The organism is Streptomyces sp. NPDC058796, assembly GCF_042745235.1.
GTDB lineage: Bacteria > Actinomycetota > Actinomycetes > Streptomycetales > Streptomycetaceae > Streptomyces.
Map to the genome: position 1 here is coordinate 1 of NZ_JBHYOP010000005.1, position 16,612 is coordinate 16,612.

13 protein-coding genes are annotated in these 16,612 nt (G+C 71.8%); 12 read left to right on the forward strand and 1 reads right to left on the reverse strand.

Going from position 1 to position 16,612, the window contains the following annotated elements; all coding sequences use genetic code 11:
* From ACFW47_RS14250 to ACFW47_RS14275, 6 genes are all read left to right on the forward strand, one after another.
* Nucleotides 1-165: substrate-binding domain-containing protein (locus ACFW47_RS14250; protein WP_386306106.1), on the forward strand; the 165-nt coding region annotated here is incomplete at its 5' end.
* Between the two features lie 162 nt (nt 166-327).
* The gene (locus ACFW47_RS14255; protein ID WP_386277925.1) at nt 328-1,743 is read left to right on the forward strand and encodes an extracellular solute-binding protein; all 1,416 of its coding nucleotides are present in this window, start codon (nt 328-330) and stop codon (nt 1,741-1,743) included.
* A 67-nt stretch (nt 1,744-1,810) separates the two neighbouring features.
* Nucleotides 1,811-2,770 (forward strand): carbohydrate ABC transporter permease, encoded by a 960-nt coding sequence (locus ACFW47_RS14260; RefSeq protein WP_386305931.1) that lies wholly within the window; start codon nt 1,811-1,813, stop codon nt 2,768-2,770.
* 17 nt (nt 2,771-2,787) lie between these two features.
* Entirely contained in the window at nt 2,788-3,663 is an 876-nt protein-coding gene (locus ACFW47_RS14265; RefSeq protein WP_073728334.1) for a carbohydrate ABC transporter permease, read from the forward strand.
* Nucleotides 3,664-3,783: 120 nt separating this feature from the next.
* On the forward strand, nt 3,784-5,388 hold the full coding sequence (locus ACFW47_RS14270; protein ID WP_386277930.1) for a glycoside hydrolase family 13 protein: 1,605 nt from the start codon (nt 3,784-3,786) through the stop codon (nt 5,386-5,388).
* A gap of 113 nt (nt 5,389-5,501) precedes the next feature.
* Nucleotides 5,502-7,307 (forward strand): SpoIIE family protein phosphatase, encoded by a 1,806-nt coding sequence (locus ACFW47_RS14275; RefSeq protein WP_386305932.1) that lies wholly within the window; start codon nt 5,502-5,504, stop codon nt 7,305-7,307.
* Nucleotides 7,308-7,311: 4 nt separating this feature from the next.
* Here ACFW47_RS14275 and ACFW47_RS14280 read toward each other — a convergent pair whose 3' ends face one another.
* Entirely contained in the window at nt 7,312-9,186 is a 1,875-nt protein-coding gene (locus ACFW47_RS14280) for an ABC transporter ATP-binding protein (protein WP_386306107.1), read from the reverse strand.
* Nucleotides 9,187-9,417: 231 nt separating this feature from the next.
* Here ACFW47_RS14280 and ACFW47_RS14285 point away from each other — a divergent pair, with 231 nt between their 5' ends.
* The 6 genes from ACFW47_RS14285 to ACFW47_RS14310 all read left to right on the forward strand — a co-directional run bounded on the left by ACFW47_RS14285 (nt 9,418) and on the right by ACFW47_RS14310 (nt 16,603).
* Nucleotides 9,418-10,317, forward strand: a complete 900-nt coding sequence (locus tag ACFW47_RS14285) for a YbhN family protein (RefSeq protein ID WP_386278595.1) — start codon at nt 9,418-9,420, stop codon at nt 10,315-10,317.
* 47 nt (nt 10,318-10,364) lie between these two features.
* Complete coding sequence (locus tag ACFW47_RS14290; protein ID WP_386277934.1) at nt 10,365-10,835, forward strand: GNAT family N-acetyltransferase; 471 nt, start codon at nt 10,365-10,367, stop codon at nt 10,833-10,835.
* Nucleotides 10,836-10,966: 131 nt separating this feature from the next.
* Nucleotides 10,967-12,028: a mechanosensitive ion channel family protein gene (locus tag ACFW47_RS14295; RefSeq protein WP_386278597.1), complete on the forward strand. Its 1,062-nt coding sequence runs from the start codon at nt 10,967-10,969 to the stop codon at nt 12,026-12,028.
* Nucleotides 12,029-12,156: 128 nt separating this feature from the next.
* Nucleotides 12,157-14,376: an NADP-dependent isocitrate dehydrogenase gene (locus ACFW47_RS14300; RefSeq protein ID WP_386277936.1), complete on the forward strand. Its 2,220-nt coding sequence runs from the start codon at nt 12,157-12,159 to the stop codon at nt 14,374-14,376.
* 120 nt (nt 14,377-14,496) lie between these two features.
* Nucleotides 14,497-15,294, forward strand: a complete 798-nt coding sequence (locus tag ACFW47_RS14305; RefSeq protein WP_386277938.1) for an N-formylglutamate amidohydrolase — start codon at nt 14,497-14,499, stop codon at nt 15,292-15,294.
* 82 nt (nt 15,295-15,376) lie between these two features.
* A complete protein-coding gene (locus ACFW47_RS14310; protein WP_386305933.1) occupies nt 15,377-16,603 on the forward strand; it encodes a cytochrome P450 in 1,227 nt (408 codons plus the stop codon).
* The last annotated feature ends 9 nt before the right edge of the window (nt 16,604-16,612 follow it).

Here is a 16,612-nt window from a genome sequence, read left to right on the forward strand (position 1 = left end):
GAACCACCCCTCACCACCGTCCGCCAGCCCATCGAGGCCATGGGACGCGCCGCCGTCGACCTCCTCTGCGCACAGATCCAGGGCACCGAAGTGCCCCATCGCGAGCTGCTCTTCGAACCGGAACTCGTCGTCCGCGGCTCCACCGCACAGGCGGCCGTCAAGTAACCGGCCCTCAATCGACCCTCAACATCTACAGCAGACTGTCGAACAATTACGAAACCTGCGCGAGATATTGCGTTCACTTGTTCACGGTGGTTGAGTGAGCGGCGCCCCACAACGCATCGGCGGTGGGGCGCCTTCCACGTTCATGCCCGAAGGGGACCACCCATGAGAAGTGCTCGGTTCCGCCGTACCCGTCGTGCCGGCGCCATCACGCTCGTCTCCGCCCTCACGCTGACCGCTCTGGCCGCCTGCGGCACGAGCAGCAGCGACGACGGCGGCGGTTCCGAAGGCGGGAGCGGGTCCTCCGACCCGGCAGCTCCCCTGGACCCGAAGACCAAGGTGACCATCACCATCGACTGCATGCCCCCGGCGGCGAAGGCGGCCGAGCTGAAGGAGTGGAAGGAGGACGTCGCCGAATTCAACGAGAAGTACCCCAACGTCACCATCGACGGCCGCTCCACCCCCGGTCAGTGCCTGGAGCCCCCGCGCTTCACCGCGATGCTGAAGGCCAAGTCGCAGCCCGACGTCTTCTACACGTACTTCACCGACCTGCCCCAGGTGCTGGACAACGACGGCGCCGAGGACATCACCGCGTACGTCAACGACAAGACCGTGCCGGCCCTCGCGGACATCGACCCGAACGTCCTCGGCCAGCTCAAGCATGAGAACAAGCTGTACGGCCTGCCGACCAGCAACTACACGATGGGCCTGCTGATCAATCGCAAGCTCTTCGAGAAGGCCGGACTGGACCCGGACAGCCCGCCGCGCACCTGGGACGAGGTCCGCACCGCCGCCAAGAAGATCTCCGACCTGGGCGACGGCATCGCCGGCTTCGGCGAGTACAGCGCGGGCAACACCGGCGGCTGGCACTTCACCGCCCAGATGTACAGCCTCGGCGGCGACGTCGTCGACGCGAGCGGCAAGAAGGCCGCGTTCAACGACGAGCTGGGCAAGCAGGTCGCCGAGAACCTCCACGCGATGCGCTGGGAGGACGGGAGCATGGGCAAGACCCAGCTGCTCAAGTGGGGCGACCTGCAGAAGCAGATCGCGACCGACAAGCTCGGCATGTTCCTCGCCGCGCCCGACGACATCACGTACATGGTCCAGCAACTCGGCGCCGACTACGAGAACTTCGGTATGGGGCCGATCCCGGGTGCCGAGAACACCCTGGCCGGCGGCAACAGCTACATGATCAAGAAGGGCATCTCCCCCGACAAGGTCAAGGCCGCGATCGCCTGGCTCAACTTCCAGAACCTCACCGTCGGCGAGGGCCAGTTCAACTGGGAGCGCAAGAAGAAGGACGACCTGCCGGTCGGTCTCCCCCAGCCCAACTTCTGGCTGAACGAGTCGAAGAAGAAGGACGACGCGGCCCGCGTCGAGCACGCCACCATGCCGGTCGAGAACTTCAAGACGTTCATGGACTCCCCGGTCCCGGGCAAGGCCGAGCCGCCGAAGGCCCAGGAGGTCTACAAGGTCCTGGACAACGTGATGTCCGGCATCCTCACCAACGAGGACGCCGACATCGACAAGCTGCTCGAAACGGCCGAGCAGCAGGTCAACCAGGTTCTGGCCACGCAGTGACCGGCTCCCTCGGGGGGCGGGCCGCACCGCCCCCCGGGGCCCATGAGATCAGTACCGAGGAGCGACGATGTCGGCCCCCAGCCTGTCCCCGAGCAAGGCGGCGAGAGCCCGCCACGCCCAGCCGCCGCCGGACGGCCCGCCCCCGCCCGGCGGGGCCTTCGCCCGGAGCCTGAAGCGCAACCTCACCGCGCACGGCTTCCTGATCGGCGGGGTCCTCTGCTTCGCGTTCTTCTCCTGGTACCCGATGGTCCGGGAGTTCCTCCTCGCCTTCCAGAAGACGGACCAGGGCGAGGTCTCCTGGGTCGGCCTGGACAACCTGCGCACGGTCTTCAACGACCCGGCCTTCTGGCAGGCCTGGCGCAACACCCTGCTGTTCACCGTGCTGGCGCTGGTGCTCGGCTTCGCGGTGCCGTTCGTCGTCGCGCTCGTCATCAACGAACTGAGGCACGGCAAGGGCTATCTGCGGCTGCTGGTCTACCTGCCGGTGATGCTGCCGCCGGTCGCCGCCGTCCTGCTCTTCAAGTACCTGTACGACCCCGGCTACGGCCTGCTCAACGAGTTGTTCAGCACCGTGGGACTGCCCGAGCAGCAGTGGCTGCAGGACCCCGACCTCTCCATGCTCTCCGTGGTGATCGCGTCGACCTGGATGAACATGGGCGGGGCGGCCCTCATCTACCTCGCCGCTCTCCAGGGCATCCCCGGGGAGCTCTACGAGGCGGCGGAGCTGGACGGGGCCGGACTGTTCCGCAAGATCTGGCACGTGACGATCCCGCAGACGCGGCTGATCCTGTCGCTGCTGCTGCTGATGCAGATCATCGCCACCATGCAGGTCTTCGTGGAGCCCTTCCTGCTCACCGGCGGCGCCGGACCCGAGGGGTCGACCACGACGGTCGTCTACCTGATCTACCAGTACGCCTTCAACTTCAACAACTACGGCGCCGCTGCGGCCCTCGGTCTGCTGCTCCTCGTACTGCTCGCCGGTTTCTCGGCGGCGTACGTGAAGCTGAACCGCGCCGGGAACGAATAGGCCGGGGGAATCCACCGATGTCCACACGCACGCTCATCTCGCCGGCCCAGCTCGCCCGGCCGCGCGGCAAACGCCTGTACTGGCTGACGTTCGGCCTGGTCGTCACGGTGTTCACCGTGGTCTTCCTCGGCCCGATGTACTGGATGGTCTCCAGCGGCTTCAAGGACACCCAGGAAGCGGTCGCGACCCCGCCGACGCTGATCCCCGAGTCCTTCCAGCCGGACAACTACTCGCAGGCCTGGAACGTCATGGACCTGGCCGGCCTGCTGGGCAACACGCTGTACTACGCGTTCGGCGCGCTCGCCTTCCAGCTGGTGCTGGACGTGGCGGCGGCGTACTCGCTGTCCAAACTCCGCCCGGTCTTCGGCAAGGCCATCCTCGGCATGATGCTGGCGACGCTGATGATCCCGGCGACCGTGCTGGTCGTGCCGCAGTACCTGACGGTGCTGGACGTGCCGGTCTTCGAGCGCAACCTGCTCAACACGCCGTGGGCGATCTGGCTGCCCTCGGTGACCAACGCCTTCAACATCTTCCTGCTGAAGCGGTTCTTCGACTCGATCCCGAGGGAGCTGCTGGACGCCGCGTCCATGGACGGCGCCTCACCGATGCGCACCCTGTGGTCGATCGTCCTGCCCATCTCCCGGCCGATCCTCGGCGTGGTGTCCATCTTCGCGATCGTGGGCGTCTGGAAGGACTTCCTCTGGCCCATGCTGACGCTGCCGGACCCGGCCAAGCAGACCCTGAACGTCGGCATCTACTCGCTGTCCAACGGCGTGCCCGTCAACGTGCTGATCGCCGCGCTCACCATGGCCTCGCTGCCGACCCTGATCATCTTCCTGATCTTCCAGCGCAACATCATGAGCGGACTCACCGCCGGCGGACTCAAGGGCTGAGGCGCCCCGCGCCGCCCCTCCCCGGCTCCGTCCCCGTCAGCCTTCGCCGCCGGCCCGCCCGGCCGCCCCGCCCTGTCCGGGCCGGCGGCGAAGATCCGACCTGCCCGAAAGGACCGTCACGTGGCAGCCCCCAACTCGCACCGCACCGCTGACTGGTGGCGCGACGCCGTCATCTACCAGGTGTACCCCCGCAGTTTCGCCGACGGCGACGGCGACGGCACCGGTGACCTCGCGGGCGTGAGGGCGAGACTGCCCTACCTCGCCGAACTCGGCGTGGACGCCGTGTGGTTCACCCCCTGGTACGTCTCGCCGCTCGTCGACGGCGGCTACGACGTCGCCGACTACCGCACCATCGACCCGGCCTTCGGCACCCTCGGCGAGGCCGAGAAGCTGATCGCCGAGGCGCGGGAGCTGGGCATCCGCACCATCGTCGACATCGTCCCGAACCACGTCTCCGACCGGCACGCCTGGTTCCGGGCGGCGCTGGCCGCCGGCCCCGGCAGCGCGGAGCGCAAACGCTTCCACTTCCGTCCCGGACGCGGTGAGAACGGCGAGCTGCCGCCCAACAACTGGCCCTCCCAGTTCTCCGGCCGCACCTGGACCCGGGTCCCGGACGGCGAGTGGTACCTCCACCTGTTCACCCCGGAGCAGCCCGACCTGAACTGGGCCCACCCCGAGGTGCGCCAGGAGCACGAGGACGTGCTGCGCTTCTGGTTCGAGCGCGGGGTGGCGGGCGTACGCATCGACTCCGCCGCCCTGCTCGCGAAGGACCCCGCGCTGGCGGACTTCGAGGAGGGCGTCGACCCGCACCCCTACATCGACCAGGACGAACTGCACGACATCTACCGCTCCTGGCGGGCCGTCGCCGACGAGTACGGGGGCGTCTTCGTCGGCGAGGTGTGGCTGCCCGACGCCGAACGCTTCGCCCGCTACCTGCGCCCCGACGAACTGCACACCGCGTTCAACTTCAACTTCCTGTCCTGCCCCTGGGACGCGGACCGGCTGCGCCGCACCATCGACGACACACTCGCCGAGCACGCCCCCGTCGGCGCCCCCGCCACCTGGGTGCTGTGCAACCACGACGTGACCCGCACCGTGACCCGGTACGGACGCGAGGACACCGGCTTCGACTTCGCCAAGAAGGCCTTCGGCACGCCCACCGACCTGACGCTCGGGACGCGGCGCGCCCGGGCCGGCGCGCTGCTGACGCTGGCCCTGCCCGGGTCCGTCTACCTGTACCAGGGGGAGGAGCTCGGTCTGCCCGAGGCCGACGTCCCGCTCGACCGCATCCAGGACCCGATGCACCACCGCTCCGGGGGCGTCGATCCCGGCCGGGACGGCTGCCGTGTGCCGCTGCCGTGGTCGGCCGACGCCCCGTACTGCGGTTTCGGCTCCGAGACGGAGCCCTGGCTGCCGCAGCCGGCGGGCTGGTCGGCATACGCGGCGGACCGCCAGGGCAGCGACCCGGCGTCGATGCTCGCCCTCTACCGCGAGGCACTGCGCCTGCGGCGCACCACCGACGGCTTCGGCGACGGTCCGCTCGGCTGGCTGCCCGCGCCGGACGGCGTCCTGGCCTTCCGGCGCCCCGGCGGCCTGATGTGCGTGGTCAACCTGTCCCCCGGGCCGGTCCGCCTGCCGGAGCACGGCACGCTCCTGCTCGGCAGCGGCCCCCTGGACGGGGACGGCCGGCTGCCGCGGGACACGGCGGTGTGGCTGCGCGCCTGAGGCACAACCCCGGCGGAGCCGTGGCCTCCCGTCCCATCCGTCGCGGCGCCGCCGTCGCCGCCCGTCCGCAGGCGAGGCAGAATCGGGGCAGGAGGCGTGGGAGGAGGCGACGCGTGCGGGAGCGACCGTGGCGGCGCGAGGTGCGCCGCCCTGCGAAAGCGCTCGTCGGCGGGCGCCGGGCGCTGCGCGGAGCGCTGCGGCCGATGACGGAGGCACTGGGCGCGCGACGCCGGCTGGCCTGGCTGAACGAGGCCGGTACGTGGATCGGCACCACGCTGGACCTGCGGCGCACGGCGGAGGAGCTGGCCGCGTTCACCGTCCCGGAGCTGGCCGACGGCTCCGCGGTGGACCTGCTGGACACCGTGCTGCGGTTCCAGGACGGCGACCGCGTCCGGGGCAGCGAACCCCCGCGGCTCAGGGCGATGGCGGTGGCGGAGATCGACGGCCTGGACCTCGCGCCGGACCCGGTCGGCGAGCTGTCCGTGCACAGCGCGGACCGGCTGGGTCTCAGGTGCCTGACCACGCGCGAACCGGTGCTGATCGCCCGGATGACGCGGGCGGACTACGCCGTCGTCGCCCCGACCCCCGAGTCCGCCGACGTCATGCGGCGCGCGGGAGTCCACTCGTACCTGGTGGTTCCGCTGGTCGCCCGCGGGGTGCTGCTGGGGCTGGCGGACTTCGTCCGGGCCGGCAGCCGGGCACCGTTCACCGAGGGCGACGCGGCGCTGGCCATGGAGCTGGCGTCCAAGGCGGCCGTGTCCATCGACAACGCCCGGCTCTACGGGAGGGAGCGCGAGCACGTGGTCACGCTGCAGCGCGCGCTGCTTCCCCGGTCCAGTCCGAGCACCCCGGGGCTCGCGGTCTCCTCGTGCTACGACCCCGCCGCCGATCCGGGCGCCGTGGGCGGCGACTGGTTCGACGTGGTCGCGCTGCCCAGCGGGCGCACCGCGCTGATGGTGGGCGACGTGATGGGGCGCGGGCTGGCCGCTGCCGCGACCATGGGGCGGCTGCGCACGGTGGCCCGCACGCTGATGGCGCTGGACATCGCGCCCGAGCGGCTGCTGGCCCGGCTGGACCTGGCCGCCCGCGACCTGGAGGAGGACCAGTACGCCAGCTGTCTGTGCGCGGTCTACGACCCGTACGGCTCCGCCTTCCGCATCGCCAGCGCCGGTCATCCGCCGCCGCTGCTCACCGGCGCCGACGGAATCGCCGCGTATCTGGACGTGCCTTCCGGAGCGCCGCTGGGCGCCGGGGTGATCCCGTACGACCCGGTGGACGTTCCCGCGCCCGGGGGGAGCCGTCTGACGCTGTACACGGACGGCCTGCTCAGGTCGCGGACCGCCGGGCTCGCCGACCGGATGGAGCGGCTGCGCGAGGCGGCCGGCGGCGCCGTGCCCGAGGGCGGCGCGGTGTGCCGGGCGGTCACCGAGCGGGTGGGGAGCGACCGGTCCGACGACGCGATCGTCCTGGTCGCGGGCGCCCGTCCGCTGGGTCCGGACGGTGACGTGTTCGTACGGACGCTGCCGCCGGACGGCAAGGCCGCCGGGCAGGCGCGCACGACGGTGCGCGAGCAGTTGGTGAAGTGGGGGCTGGAGGAGCTGGTCGACACCACGGAGCTGGTCGTCAGCGAGCTGGTGGGCAACGCCCTGCGGTACGGGAACGCCCCGGGTGAGCTGCGGCTGCTGCGGGACGAGCGGCTGTCGGTGGAGGTCTCCGACTCCGGGCCCGACCTGCCGCAGATCCAGCACGCGGACGTGAGCGACGAGAGCGGGCGCGGTCTCCAGCTGATCAACATGCTGTGCCGGCGCTGGGGCTCGTGCCGTACGCCGTCGGGGAAGGTGGTCTGGGCCGAGCAGGACCTGCCCGTGCGGGCGGGTGCTCCCCGGCCGCACGGGCAGCAGCACCCTGGCCCCGCTTAGTCCGCTATGCGGCCTTCTCCATCGCCCGCCGCCCGAACTGGGTGCGGTGCAGCTGGGCGTAGCGGCCGCCGGCCGTGAGGAGTTCGTCGTGCGTGCCGCGCTCCACGATGCGGCCGGCCTCGACCACCAGGATCTGGTCGGCCGCCCGGACGGTGGACAGCCGGTGCGCGATGACCACGGCGGTCCTGCCCTCCAGTGCCTCGGTCAGGGCCTCCTGGACGGCGGCCTCGGAGGTGTTGTCCAGGTGGGCGGTGGCCTCGTCGAGGATGACGACGCGCTGGCGGGCCAGCAGCAGCCGGGCGATGGTCATGCGCTGGCGCTCTCCGCCGGAGAGCCGGTAGCCGCGCTCGCCGACCACGGTGTCGAGGCCGTCGGGCAGGGACCGTACGAGGTCGGTCAGGCGGGCGCGGCGCAGCGCGTCCCACAGTTCGGTGTCGGAGGCCCCGGGCCGGGCCAGGAGCAGGTTGGCACGGACGGTGTCGTGGAAGAGGTGGCCGTCCTGGGTGACCATGCCGACGGTGTCGCGCAGGGAGCGGGCGCTCAGGTCGCGGACGTCGACGCCGCCGATGCGCACGGTGCCGCCGTCGGTGTCGTACAGGCGCGGCAGGAGCTGGGCGATGGTGGACTTGCCGGCGCCGGAGGAGCCGACGAGGGCGATGGTCTGGCCCGGTTCGGCGCGGAAGGAGAGGCCGTGCAGGACCTCGTCGCCGCCCCGGGTGTCCAGCGCGGCGACCTCCTCGAGGGAGGCCAGGGAGACCTTGTCGGCGGACGGGTAGCCGAAGCGGACGTCGTCGAACTCGACGGCGACCGGGCCGTCGGGGACCGGGACGGCGTCGGTTTTGTCGTCGATGAGCGGGGCCAGGTCCAGTACCTCGAAGACCCGCTCGAAGCTGACGAGGGCGCTCATGACCTCGACACGGGCCCCGGCGAGCGCGGTGAGCGGCGCGTACAGGCGGGTGAGCAGCAGGGCCAGCGCGACGACGGCACCCGCGTCCAGGGTGCCGCGCAGGGCGAAGAAGCCGCCGAGGCCGTAGACGAGGGCCAGGGCGAGGGCGGAGACCAGGGTGAGCGCGGTGATGAAGGCCGCCTGTGCGGTGGCGGTGCGCACGCCGATGTCGGCGACGCGGCGGGCGCGGTCGGCGAACTCGGCCGACTCCTCCTCGGGACGGCCGAACAGCTTGATCAGCGTGGCGCCGGGTGCGGAGAAGCGCTCGGTCATGCGGGTGCCCATCGCGGCGTTCAGGGTGGCGGCCTCGCGCTGCATGCGGGCCATGCGGCGGCCCATGCGGCGGGCCGGGAGCACGAAGACGGGGAGCAGGACCAGGGCGAGCAGGGTGATCTGCCAGGAGAGGGTGAGCATCACGGCGAGGGTGAGGACCAGAGTGACCAGGTTGGTCACCACGCCGGAGAGGGTGTTGCTGAAGGCGCGCTGGGCGCCGATGACGTCGTTGTTGAGCCGGGAGACCAGGGCGCCCGTACGAGTGCGTGTGAAGAACGCGACCGGCATGCGCTGCACATGATCGAACACAGCCGTGCGCAGATCGAGGATCAGTCCCTCCCCGAGCATCGCCGACAGCCTCCGGGAGAGGATGCCGAGTGCCGCCTCGGCGACCGCGATCAGCGCGATCAGCAGGGCGAGCCGGACGACCGTGCCCTCGTCGCCGCCCGACACGATCGCGTCCACGACGCGTCCGGCGAGTACGGGTGTGGCGACGGCGAAGAGTGCGGTCACCACCCCGAGCAGGACGAACCGGACGATACGGGAGCGGTGCGGGCGGGCGAAGGCGCCGATGCGGCGCAGCGTGGCGCGGGCGAGGGGGCGGCGGTCCTGCTCGGCGTTCATGACGCTGTGCAGCTGGGTCCAGGCTGTGGTCTCCATGCTCATGCGGGTGACGGTAGAACCTCGAGTTTCCTTGAGGTCAAGCGTCGAGGAGTGAGCCTGCCGCCCGCGGTCCGTAAGCCGTCGTCCGCGCGTCGGCCATCCGCAGTTGGCGCGGCTCGGGGAATCTCTTGTGGTGTGACAGCGGTGGAGATTCCCCAGGAGTCCGTGCCCGTGCGCGCCCCCGTCCGCCGGGAGGGCCGTGCCCGGCTGGTCCGGCGGGTGTGCTGCGTGCTCCCGCTGCTGCTGGTCGCCGTGGTCGCGGTGCGGCACCGGTCGGTGCTGGCCGAAGGCTTGGGCCATCTCGCGACGGCCCGGTGGCCCTGGCTGCTGGCGGCGGCCTGCGCCACCTGTCTGACCTGGGTCGCGGCGGCCTGCACCCGGCAGGGAGCCGTGGTCCGGCGGCTGCCCCGGCGGCGGCTGCTGGCCACGCAGTTCGCGGCGGGCGCGGCCAATCACCTGCTGCCGACGGGACTGGGCGCGAGCGCGGTCAATCTGCGGTTCATGGCGGTGTGCGGGCTGCCGCTCGCCCGTTCCTCGGCCGCCCTCGCCCTGTACCTGCTGGCGGAGAGCGTCGGCCGCGTCGCGCTGCTGGGCGCCCTGCTGCTCGCGTTCCCCGGCGCACTGCGGCTCGGCACGCTCCTCCCCGACGGCGCCGTGGGGCCGCTGCTGATCGCGGCCGGGGCGGTGCCGGTCGTCGCGGCGGGCGTACTGGCGCTGGTGCCGCGGCTGCGCGGCGCGGTGGAGTCCTTCCTGCGGACGGCGCTCGGTGAGGCCCGCTCGGTGCACGCCCGCCCGGCGCGGACGCTGGCGCTGTGGGGCGGGGCGCTCGCCTTCCCGGCGCTCCAGACGGCGGCGCTGGTCATGGTGGGCAAGTCGCTGGCGCTCGACGTGCCCGTCGGGCACATGGCGGTGGCGTACCTGGCGGCGACGGTCGCGGTCGCGCTGGTGCCGACGCCGGGCGGCATCGGTTCGGTCGAGGCGGCGCTGGTCGTGGCGCTGGTGGCGGCGGGCGGCCCGGCGGCCGTGGCCACGGCGGTGGTGCTGGCCTTCCGGCTGCTGACCGTCTGGCTGCCGTTGCTGCCGGGGGCCCTGACGCTGGCGGCGCTGGTTCGGATGCGGGTGATCTGAGGCGGGTGCGAGGATCGCGGGAACCGGACCTGACTGGGGAGGGGCAGATGGACGTGCTGATCAGGCCCGCGAGGGCCTCGGAGGCGGAGCTGCTCGGCGAGCTGGCACTGCGGTCCAAGGCGCACTGGGGCTACGACGCCGGGTTCCTGGAGGCGTGCCGGGAGGAGCTGACCGTGCGTGCGGACGAGGTCGCACGCCGACGGGCCCTGGTGGCCGACGCGGGCGGCCGGGTCCTGGGTTTCACGACGCTCGAGGGAGAGCCGCCCGTGGGGGTGCTCGGCATGATGTTCGTCGAGCCGCGGGTGATCGGCCGGGGAGTCGGCCGCCGCCTGTTCGCGCACACCGTCGCCGCCGGACGGGACCTGGGCTTCACCCGGCTCACCATCGACGCGGACCCGAACGCCGAGCCCTTCTACCGTGCGATGGGCGCGGTGCGCGTGGGGCAGGTCCCCTCGGGTTCCGTCGCCGGCCGGGTGCTGCCGCGACTGGCGCTCACCATCGAGCGCCGGGACGCCTGACCCCTCGGCGCGGTACGGAGCACCGCTCGGGATGCGGCAGGATGAACGCTCGCCCCGGTCGAACTGCCTTGCGGACCGGGGCAGTCATGCAAACCGACATCCCGAGGTGACCGGTGACCGAAGACCTGACCATGGACCACCTGGTGCCCGCCGGCATCGCGCTGGCGGCCGGCCTGGTGGCGGCGTTCCTGCTGCGCGTGCTGCTGCGCTGGCTGGCGGGGCACGCCGGGCGCACCCGCTGGAGCGGCGACGACGTGATCGTGGCCGCGCTGCGCACGGTGGCACCCTGGGCGGCGGTCGCGGGCGGCGTGGCGGGGGCCGCGGCGGCGCTGCCGCTGACGCGGACCGTGCAGCACAACGTCAACCAGGTGCTGACGGTCCTGCTGATCTTCGTGACGACCGTCTCGGCGGCCCGGGTGATCGCCGGTCTGGTGCGGACGCTGACCACCTCCCGTTCCGGGGTCGCCGGGTCGGCCACGATCTTCGTCAACATCACCCGCATCCTGGTGCTGGCCATCGGCTTCCTGGTGATGCTCCAGACGCTGGGCGTCTCCATAGCCCCGCTGCTCACCGCCCTCGGCGTGGGCGGTCTGGCGGTCGCACTCGCCCTCCAGGACACGCTGGCCAACCTCTTCGCGGGCATCCACATCCTGGCCTCGAAGACCGTGCAGCCGGGCGACTACATCCAGCTCGACAGCGGCGAGGAGGGCTACGTCGAGGACATCAACTGGCGGCAGACCACCGTCCGTGAGCTGTCCAACAACCTGGTCGTGATTCCGAACGGGCAGCTCGCCAAGTCGAACATGACCAACTTCATGCGGCCCGAGCAGAAGCTCACCATCCTGGTGCAGGCGGGTGTGGCCTACGACAGCGACCTGGACCATGTGGAGCGGGTCACGACGGAGGTGGTCGCGGAGGTCATGACGGAGATCGCCGGGGCCGTCCCGGACCACGAGCCCGCCGTACGCTTCCACACCTTCGGCGACTCCCGGATCGGCTTCACGATCATCCTGGGCGTCGGCGAGTTCAGCGACCAGTACCGGATCAAGCACGAGTTCATCAAACGCCTGCACAAGCGGTACCGCGCGGAGGGCATCCGCATCCCCGCGCCCGCCCGTACGGTCGCCCTCCAGCAGGGCGGCGTCGCGTTCCCGCAGCAGCGCACGGGTGAGGACGCTCCCGCCCACCTGTGATCGTCCACGCGTTCGACGGGGTCGCCCGGCCGGTTGTCCGGAATCTCCGTGCGGCCCCTGTCGAGCCGGCGTCGATCAGGAGATATCTTGATGTCGAGCAATGTTGCAGACGTGGAGCGGAGCACCCGGTGACTGACTCGACCATCATCTATACACACACTGACGAGGCCCCGGCCCTGGCGACGTATTCGTTCCTGCCGGTGATCCGGGCGTACGCCTCGCCGGCGGGTGTCGCCGTCGAGACCCGCGACATCTCGCTGGCCGGCCGGATCATCGCCGTGTTCCCGGAGTACCTGACCGAGGACCAGCGCATCCCGGACGCCCTCGCGGAGCTCGGCGAGCTGGCCAAGACCCCGGCCGCCAACATCATCAAGCTGCCGAACATCTCGGCCTCCATCCCGCAGCTCAAGGCCGCCGTCGCCGAGCTGCAGGCCCAGGGCTACGCCCTGCCGGACTACCCGGACGACCCGAAGACCGACGAGGAGCGCGACATCCGCGCCCGCTACGACAAGGTCAAGGGCTCCGCCGTCAACCCGGTCCTGCGCGAGGGCAACTCCGACCGCCGCGCCCCGGCCTCGGTGAAGAACTACGCCAAGAACCACCCGCACCGCATGGGTGCCTGGACCGGCGACTCCAAGACCAACGTCGCCACCATGGGCGAGAACGACTTCCGCTCCACCGAGAAGTCCGTGGTGATCGCCGAGGACGGCGCGCTGCGGATCGAGCTGGTCGGCGACGACGGCACCACCACGGTGCTGCGCGAGTCGGTGCCGGTGAAGAAGGACGAGGTCGTCGACGCCTCCGTGCTGCGCGTCGCCGCGCTGCGCGAGTTCCTGACCGCACAGGTCGCCCGCGCCAAGGCCGAGGGCATCCTGTACTCGGTGCACCTGAAGGCCACCATGATGAAGGTCTCCGACCCGATCATCTTCGGCCACGTGGTGCGCGCCTTCTTCCCGAAGACCTTCGCGAAGTACGGCGAGGCGCTCGCCTCGGCGGGCCTGACCCCGAACGACGGTCTGGGCGGCATCTACAAGGGCCTGGAGTCCCTGCCCGAGGGCGCCGAGATCAAGGCGTCCTTCGACGCCGAGCTCGCCGAGGGCCCGGAGCTGGCGATGGTCGACTCCGACAAGGGCATCAGCAACCTGCACGTGCCCTCGGACGTCATCATCGACGCCTCCATGCCGGCCATGATCCGCACCTCCGGCCACATGTGGGGCCCGGACGGCCAGGAGCACGACGCCCTCGCGGTCATCCCGGACTCCTCCTACGCCGGCGTGTACCAGGCCGTCATCGACGACTGCCGCGCCAACGGCGCCTACGACCCGTCCACGATGGGCTCGGTTCCGAACGTCGGCCTCATGGCGCAGAAGGCCGAGGAGTACGGCAGCCACGACAAGACCTTCGAGATCCCCACCACGGGCACGGTCCGCCTGGTCGACGCGGCCGGCAACGCCGTCCTGGAGCAGACGGTCTCCGCGGGCGACATCTTCCGCGCCTGCCAGACCAAGGACGACCCGATCCGCGACTGGGTGAAGCTGGCCGTCACCCGCGCCCGCGCCACCGGAGACCCGGCGGTCTTCTGGCTGGACGAGGGCCGCGCCCACGACGCCAACCTGATCGCCAAGGTCAAGCAGTACCTGCCGGAGCACGACACCGAGGGCCTGGACATCCGGATCCTGTCCCCCGTCGAGGCGACCAAGCTGTCGGTCGAGCGCATCCGCCGCGGCGAGAACACCATCTCCGTCACCGGCAACGTGCTGCGCGACTACCTGACCGACCTCTTCCCGATCCTGGAGCTGGGCACCAGCGCCAAGATGCTGTCGGTCGTCCCGCTGATGGCGGGCGGCGGCCTGTTCGAGACCGGGGCGGGCGGCTCGGCGCCCAAGCACGTGCAGCAGCTGGTCAAGGAGAACTACCTGCGCTGGGACTCCCTCGGCGAGTTCTTCGCCCTGGTGCCGTCCCTGGAGCAGTACGCGGCGGTCACCGGCAACACCAAGGCCAAGGTCCTCGCCGACACCCTCGACCGCGCCACGGCGACCTTCCTCAACGAGGACAAGTCCCCGACCCGCCGCGTCGGCGGCATCGACAACCGCGGCAGCCACTTCTACCTGTCCCTGTACTGGGCGCAGGAGCTGGCCAAGCAGACCGACGACGCGGACCTGGCCAAGGTCTTCGCGCCGCTCGCCGAGAAGCTGACCGCCGACGAGCAGAAGATCGTCGACGAGCTGAACGCCGTCCAGGGCAAGCCCGCCGAGATCGGCGGCTACTACCAGCCCGACCCGGCCAAGGCCGCCGAGGTCATGCGCCCGTCGGCCACCTGGAACGAGGCGCTGGCGTCCCTCGCCTGATCCTCACCGGGCCCGCGAAGGGCTCACGAAGGGTTCGTGACACCCCGTCTCCGTCTCCCGGAGACGGGGTGTCCGTCTGTCCCACCCCTGCCGTCCGTCACGTACATTGCGAGGCACCCCGTGAGCGACGCCCCGGCGTCCTTCGAGTCCGTCCCCGGCGATCCCGCCTCCCCCGTGATCCTTCACGTGCCGCACTCCTCACGGCACATCCCCGCCGACGTCCGCCCCGGCATCGTCCTGGACGACGCGGCCCTGGAACGGGAGCTGGACCACATCACCGACGCGCACACCGCTCAGATCGCCGAGGCGGCGGCCGGACTCGCGGGCCGCACGCCCTGGCGGTTCGTCAACCGGGCCTCGCGGCTGGTCGTCGACCCGGAGCGGTTCCCGGACGAGCGGGAGGAGATGGCGGCCGTCGGGATGGGCGCGGTCTACACGCGGACCACCCACCGGGAGGTCCTGCGCGCCGACGGAACCGGCCCCGAGCCGTTGGTCGAGCGGTACTTCCGGCCGTACGCACGGGCGATGACCGAGGCGGTCGCCGGCCGGCTCGCCGCCACCGGCCGGGCGGTGATCATCGACGTGCACTCCTACCCCACCGAGCCCCTGCCCTATGAGCTGCACGGCGAGGGCCCGCGCCCGCCGGTCTGCCTGGGCACGGACGGTTTCCACACGTCGCCGGAGCTGCTGTCCGCGGCCCGCGAGGCGTTCGCGCCGTGCGGGGAGACCGGGCTGGACAGCCCGTTCAGCGGGACCTACGTGCCGCTGGACTTCTACGGGAAGCGGGCCGAGGTCGGCGCGCTGATGGTGGAGATCCGCCGGGACACCTACATGACCGAGCCCGGCGGACCGGCCGGCCCCGGGCTGTCCCGCCTCGCCGCGTCGCTGGCGGCCCTCGTCGACGCCGTGTCCGGCTGACCGGTCACCTCCGGGGCCCGCGCGCCCACCGGCTGGAGCACTCCCGCGCGACAGCCGCCGGGCACGCGGGGAGGGTGGGTGCATGACGCAGGAGACCACCACGCTGACCGGCCAGTCCCCGCCCCCGGTACGGGACTGGCCCGCCCTCGACCTGGACGGCCCGGAGTTCGACCCCGTCCTCGCCGAGCTGATGCGCGAGGGGCCGCTGACCCGCGTACGGTTGCCGCACGGCGAGGGCTGGGCGTGGCTGGCCACCCGCTACGAGGACGTGAAGGCCATCACCAACGATCCGCGCTTCTCGCGCGCGGAGGTGACGAAACGGCAGATCACGCGGCTCGCCCCGCACTTCAAGCCGCGCCCCGGCTCGCTCGCCTTCGCCGACCAGCCCGACCACAACCGGCTGCGGCGCGCGGTCGCCGGGGCGTTCACCGTGGGCAGGGCGAAGGCGCTGCGGCCGAGGGCGCAGGCGATCCTCGACGGGCTCGTGGACGGGGTCGTACGGGACGGGCCGCCCGCCGACCTGGTCGAGCGGGTCCTGGAGCCCTTCCCGATCGCCGTCGTCAGCGAGGTGATGGGCGTACCGCCCGCCGACCGGGAGCGGGTGCACTCCTGGACCCGGCAGATCATCTCCACCTCCGGCGGCGCCGAGGCCGCCGAGCGGGCCAAGCAGGGCCTGTACGGGTGGATCACCGAGACCGTGCGCGCCCGCGCGGGCAGCACCGGCGAGGACGTGTACTCGATGCTGGGCGCCGCGGTGGGCCGGGGCGAGGTCGGTGAGACGGAGGCGATCGGGCTGGCCGGGCCGCTGCAGATCGGCGGCGAGGCCGTCACGCACAACGTCGGGCAGATGCTCTACGTACTGCTGACCCGGCCGGAGCTGCTGGCCCGGATGCGTGACGACCGCCCCGAAGCGCGGGGCGCGCTCCTGGACGAGCTGCTGCGCTGGATCCCGCACCGCACCTCGGTGGGGCTCGCCCGCATCGCCCTGGACGACGTCGACGTGCGCGGGGTGCGCATCGGCGCCGGCGAGCCCGTGTACGTCTCGTACCTGGCCGCCAACCGGGACCCGGAGGTCTTCCCGGACCCGGACCGGATCGACCCGGACCGCGACCCCAGCCCGCACCTGTCCTACGGCAACGGGCACCACTATTGCACGGGTGCCGTGCTCGCCCGGATGCAGACCGAGCTGCTGGTCGACACGCTGCTGGCGCGGCTGCCGGGGCTTCGGCTCGCGGTCCGGGCCGAGCAGGTGGAGTGGCGCCGCAAGACCATGATCCGCGGGCCGCGCACCCTGCCCTGCGCCTGGTGAGCCGGGCGT

Coding starts and splice junctions, on each gene's coding strand:
- ACFW47_RS14255 (WP_386277925.1), top strand. CDS start 328: ATGAGAAGTGCTCGGTTCCGCCGTACCCGTCGTGCCGGCGCCATCACG.
- ACFW47_RS14260 (WP_386305931.1), top strand. CDS start 1,811: ATGTCGGCCCCCAGCCTGTCCCCGAGCAAGGCGGCGAGAGCCCGCCAC.
- ACFW47_RS14265 (WP_073728334.1), top strand. CDS start 2,788: ATGTCCACACGCACGCTCATCTCGCCGGCCCAGCTCGCCCGGCCGCGC.
- ACFW47_RS14280 (WP_386306107.1), bottom strand. CDS start 9,186: ATGGAGACCACAGCCTGGACCCAGCTGCACAGCGTCATGAACGCCGAG.
- ACFW47_RS14290 (WP_386277934.1), top strand. CDS start 10,365: ATGGACGTGCTGATCAGGCCCGCGAGGGCCTCGGAGGCGGAGCTGCTC.
- ACFW47_RS14295 (WP_386278597.1), top strand. CDS start 10,967: ATGGACCACCTGGTGCCCGCCGGCATCGCGCTGGCGGCCGGCCTGGTG.
- ACFW47_RS14310 (WP_386305933.1), top strand. CDS start 15,377: ATGACGCAGGAGACCACCACGCTGACCGGCCAGTCCCCGCCCCCGGTA.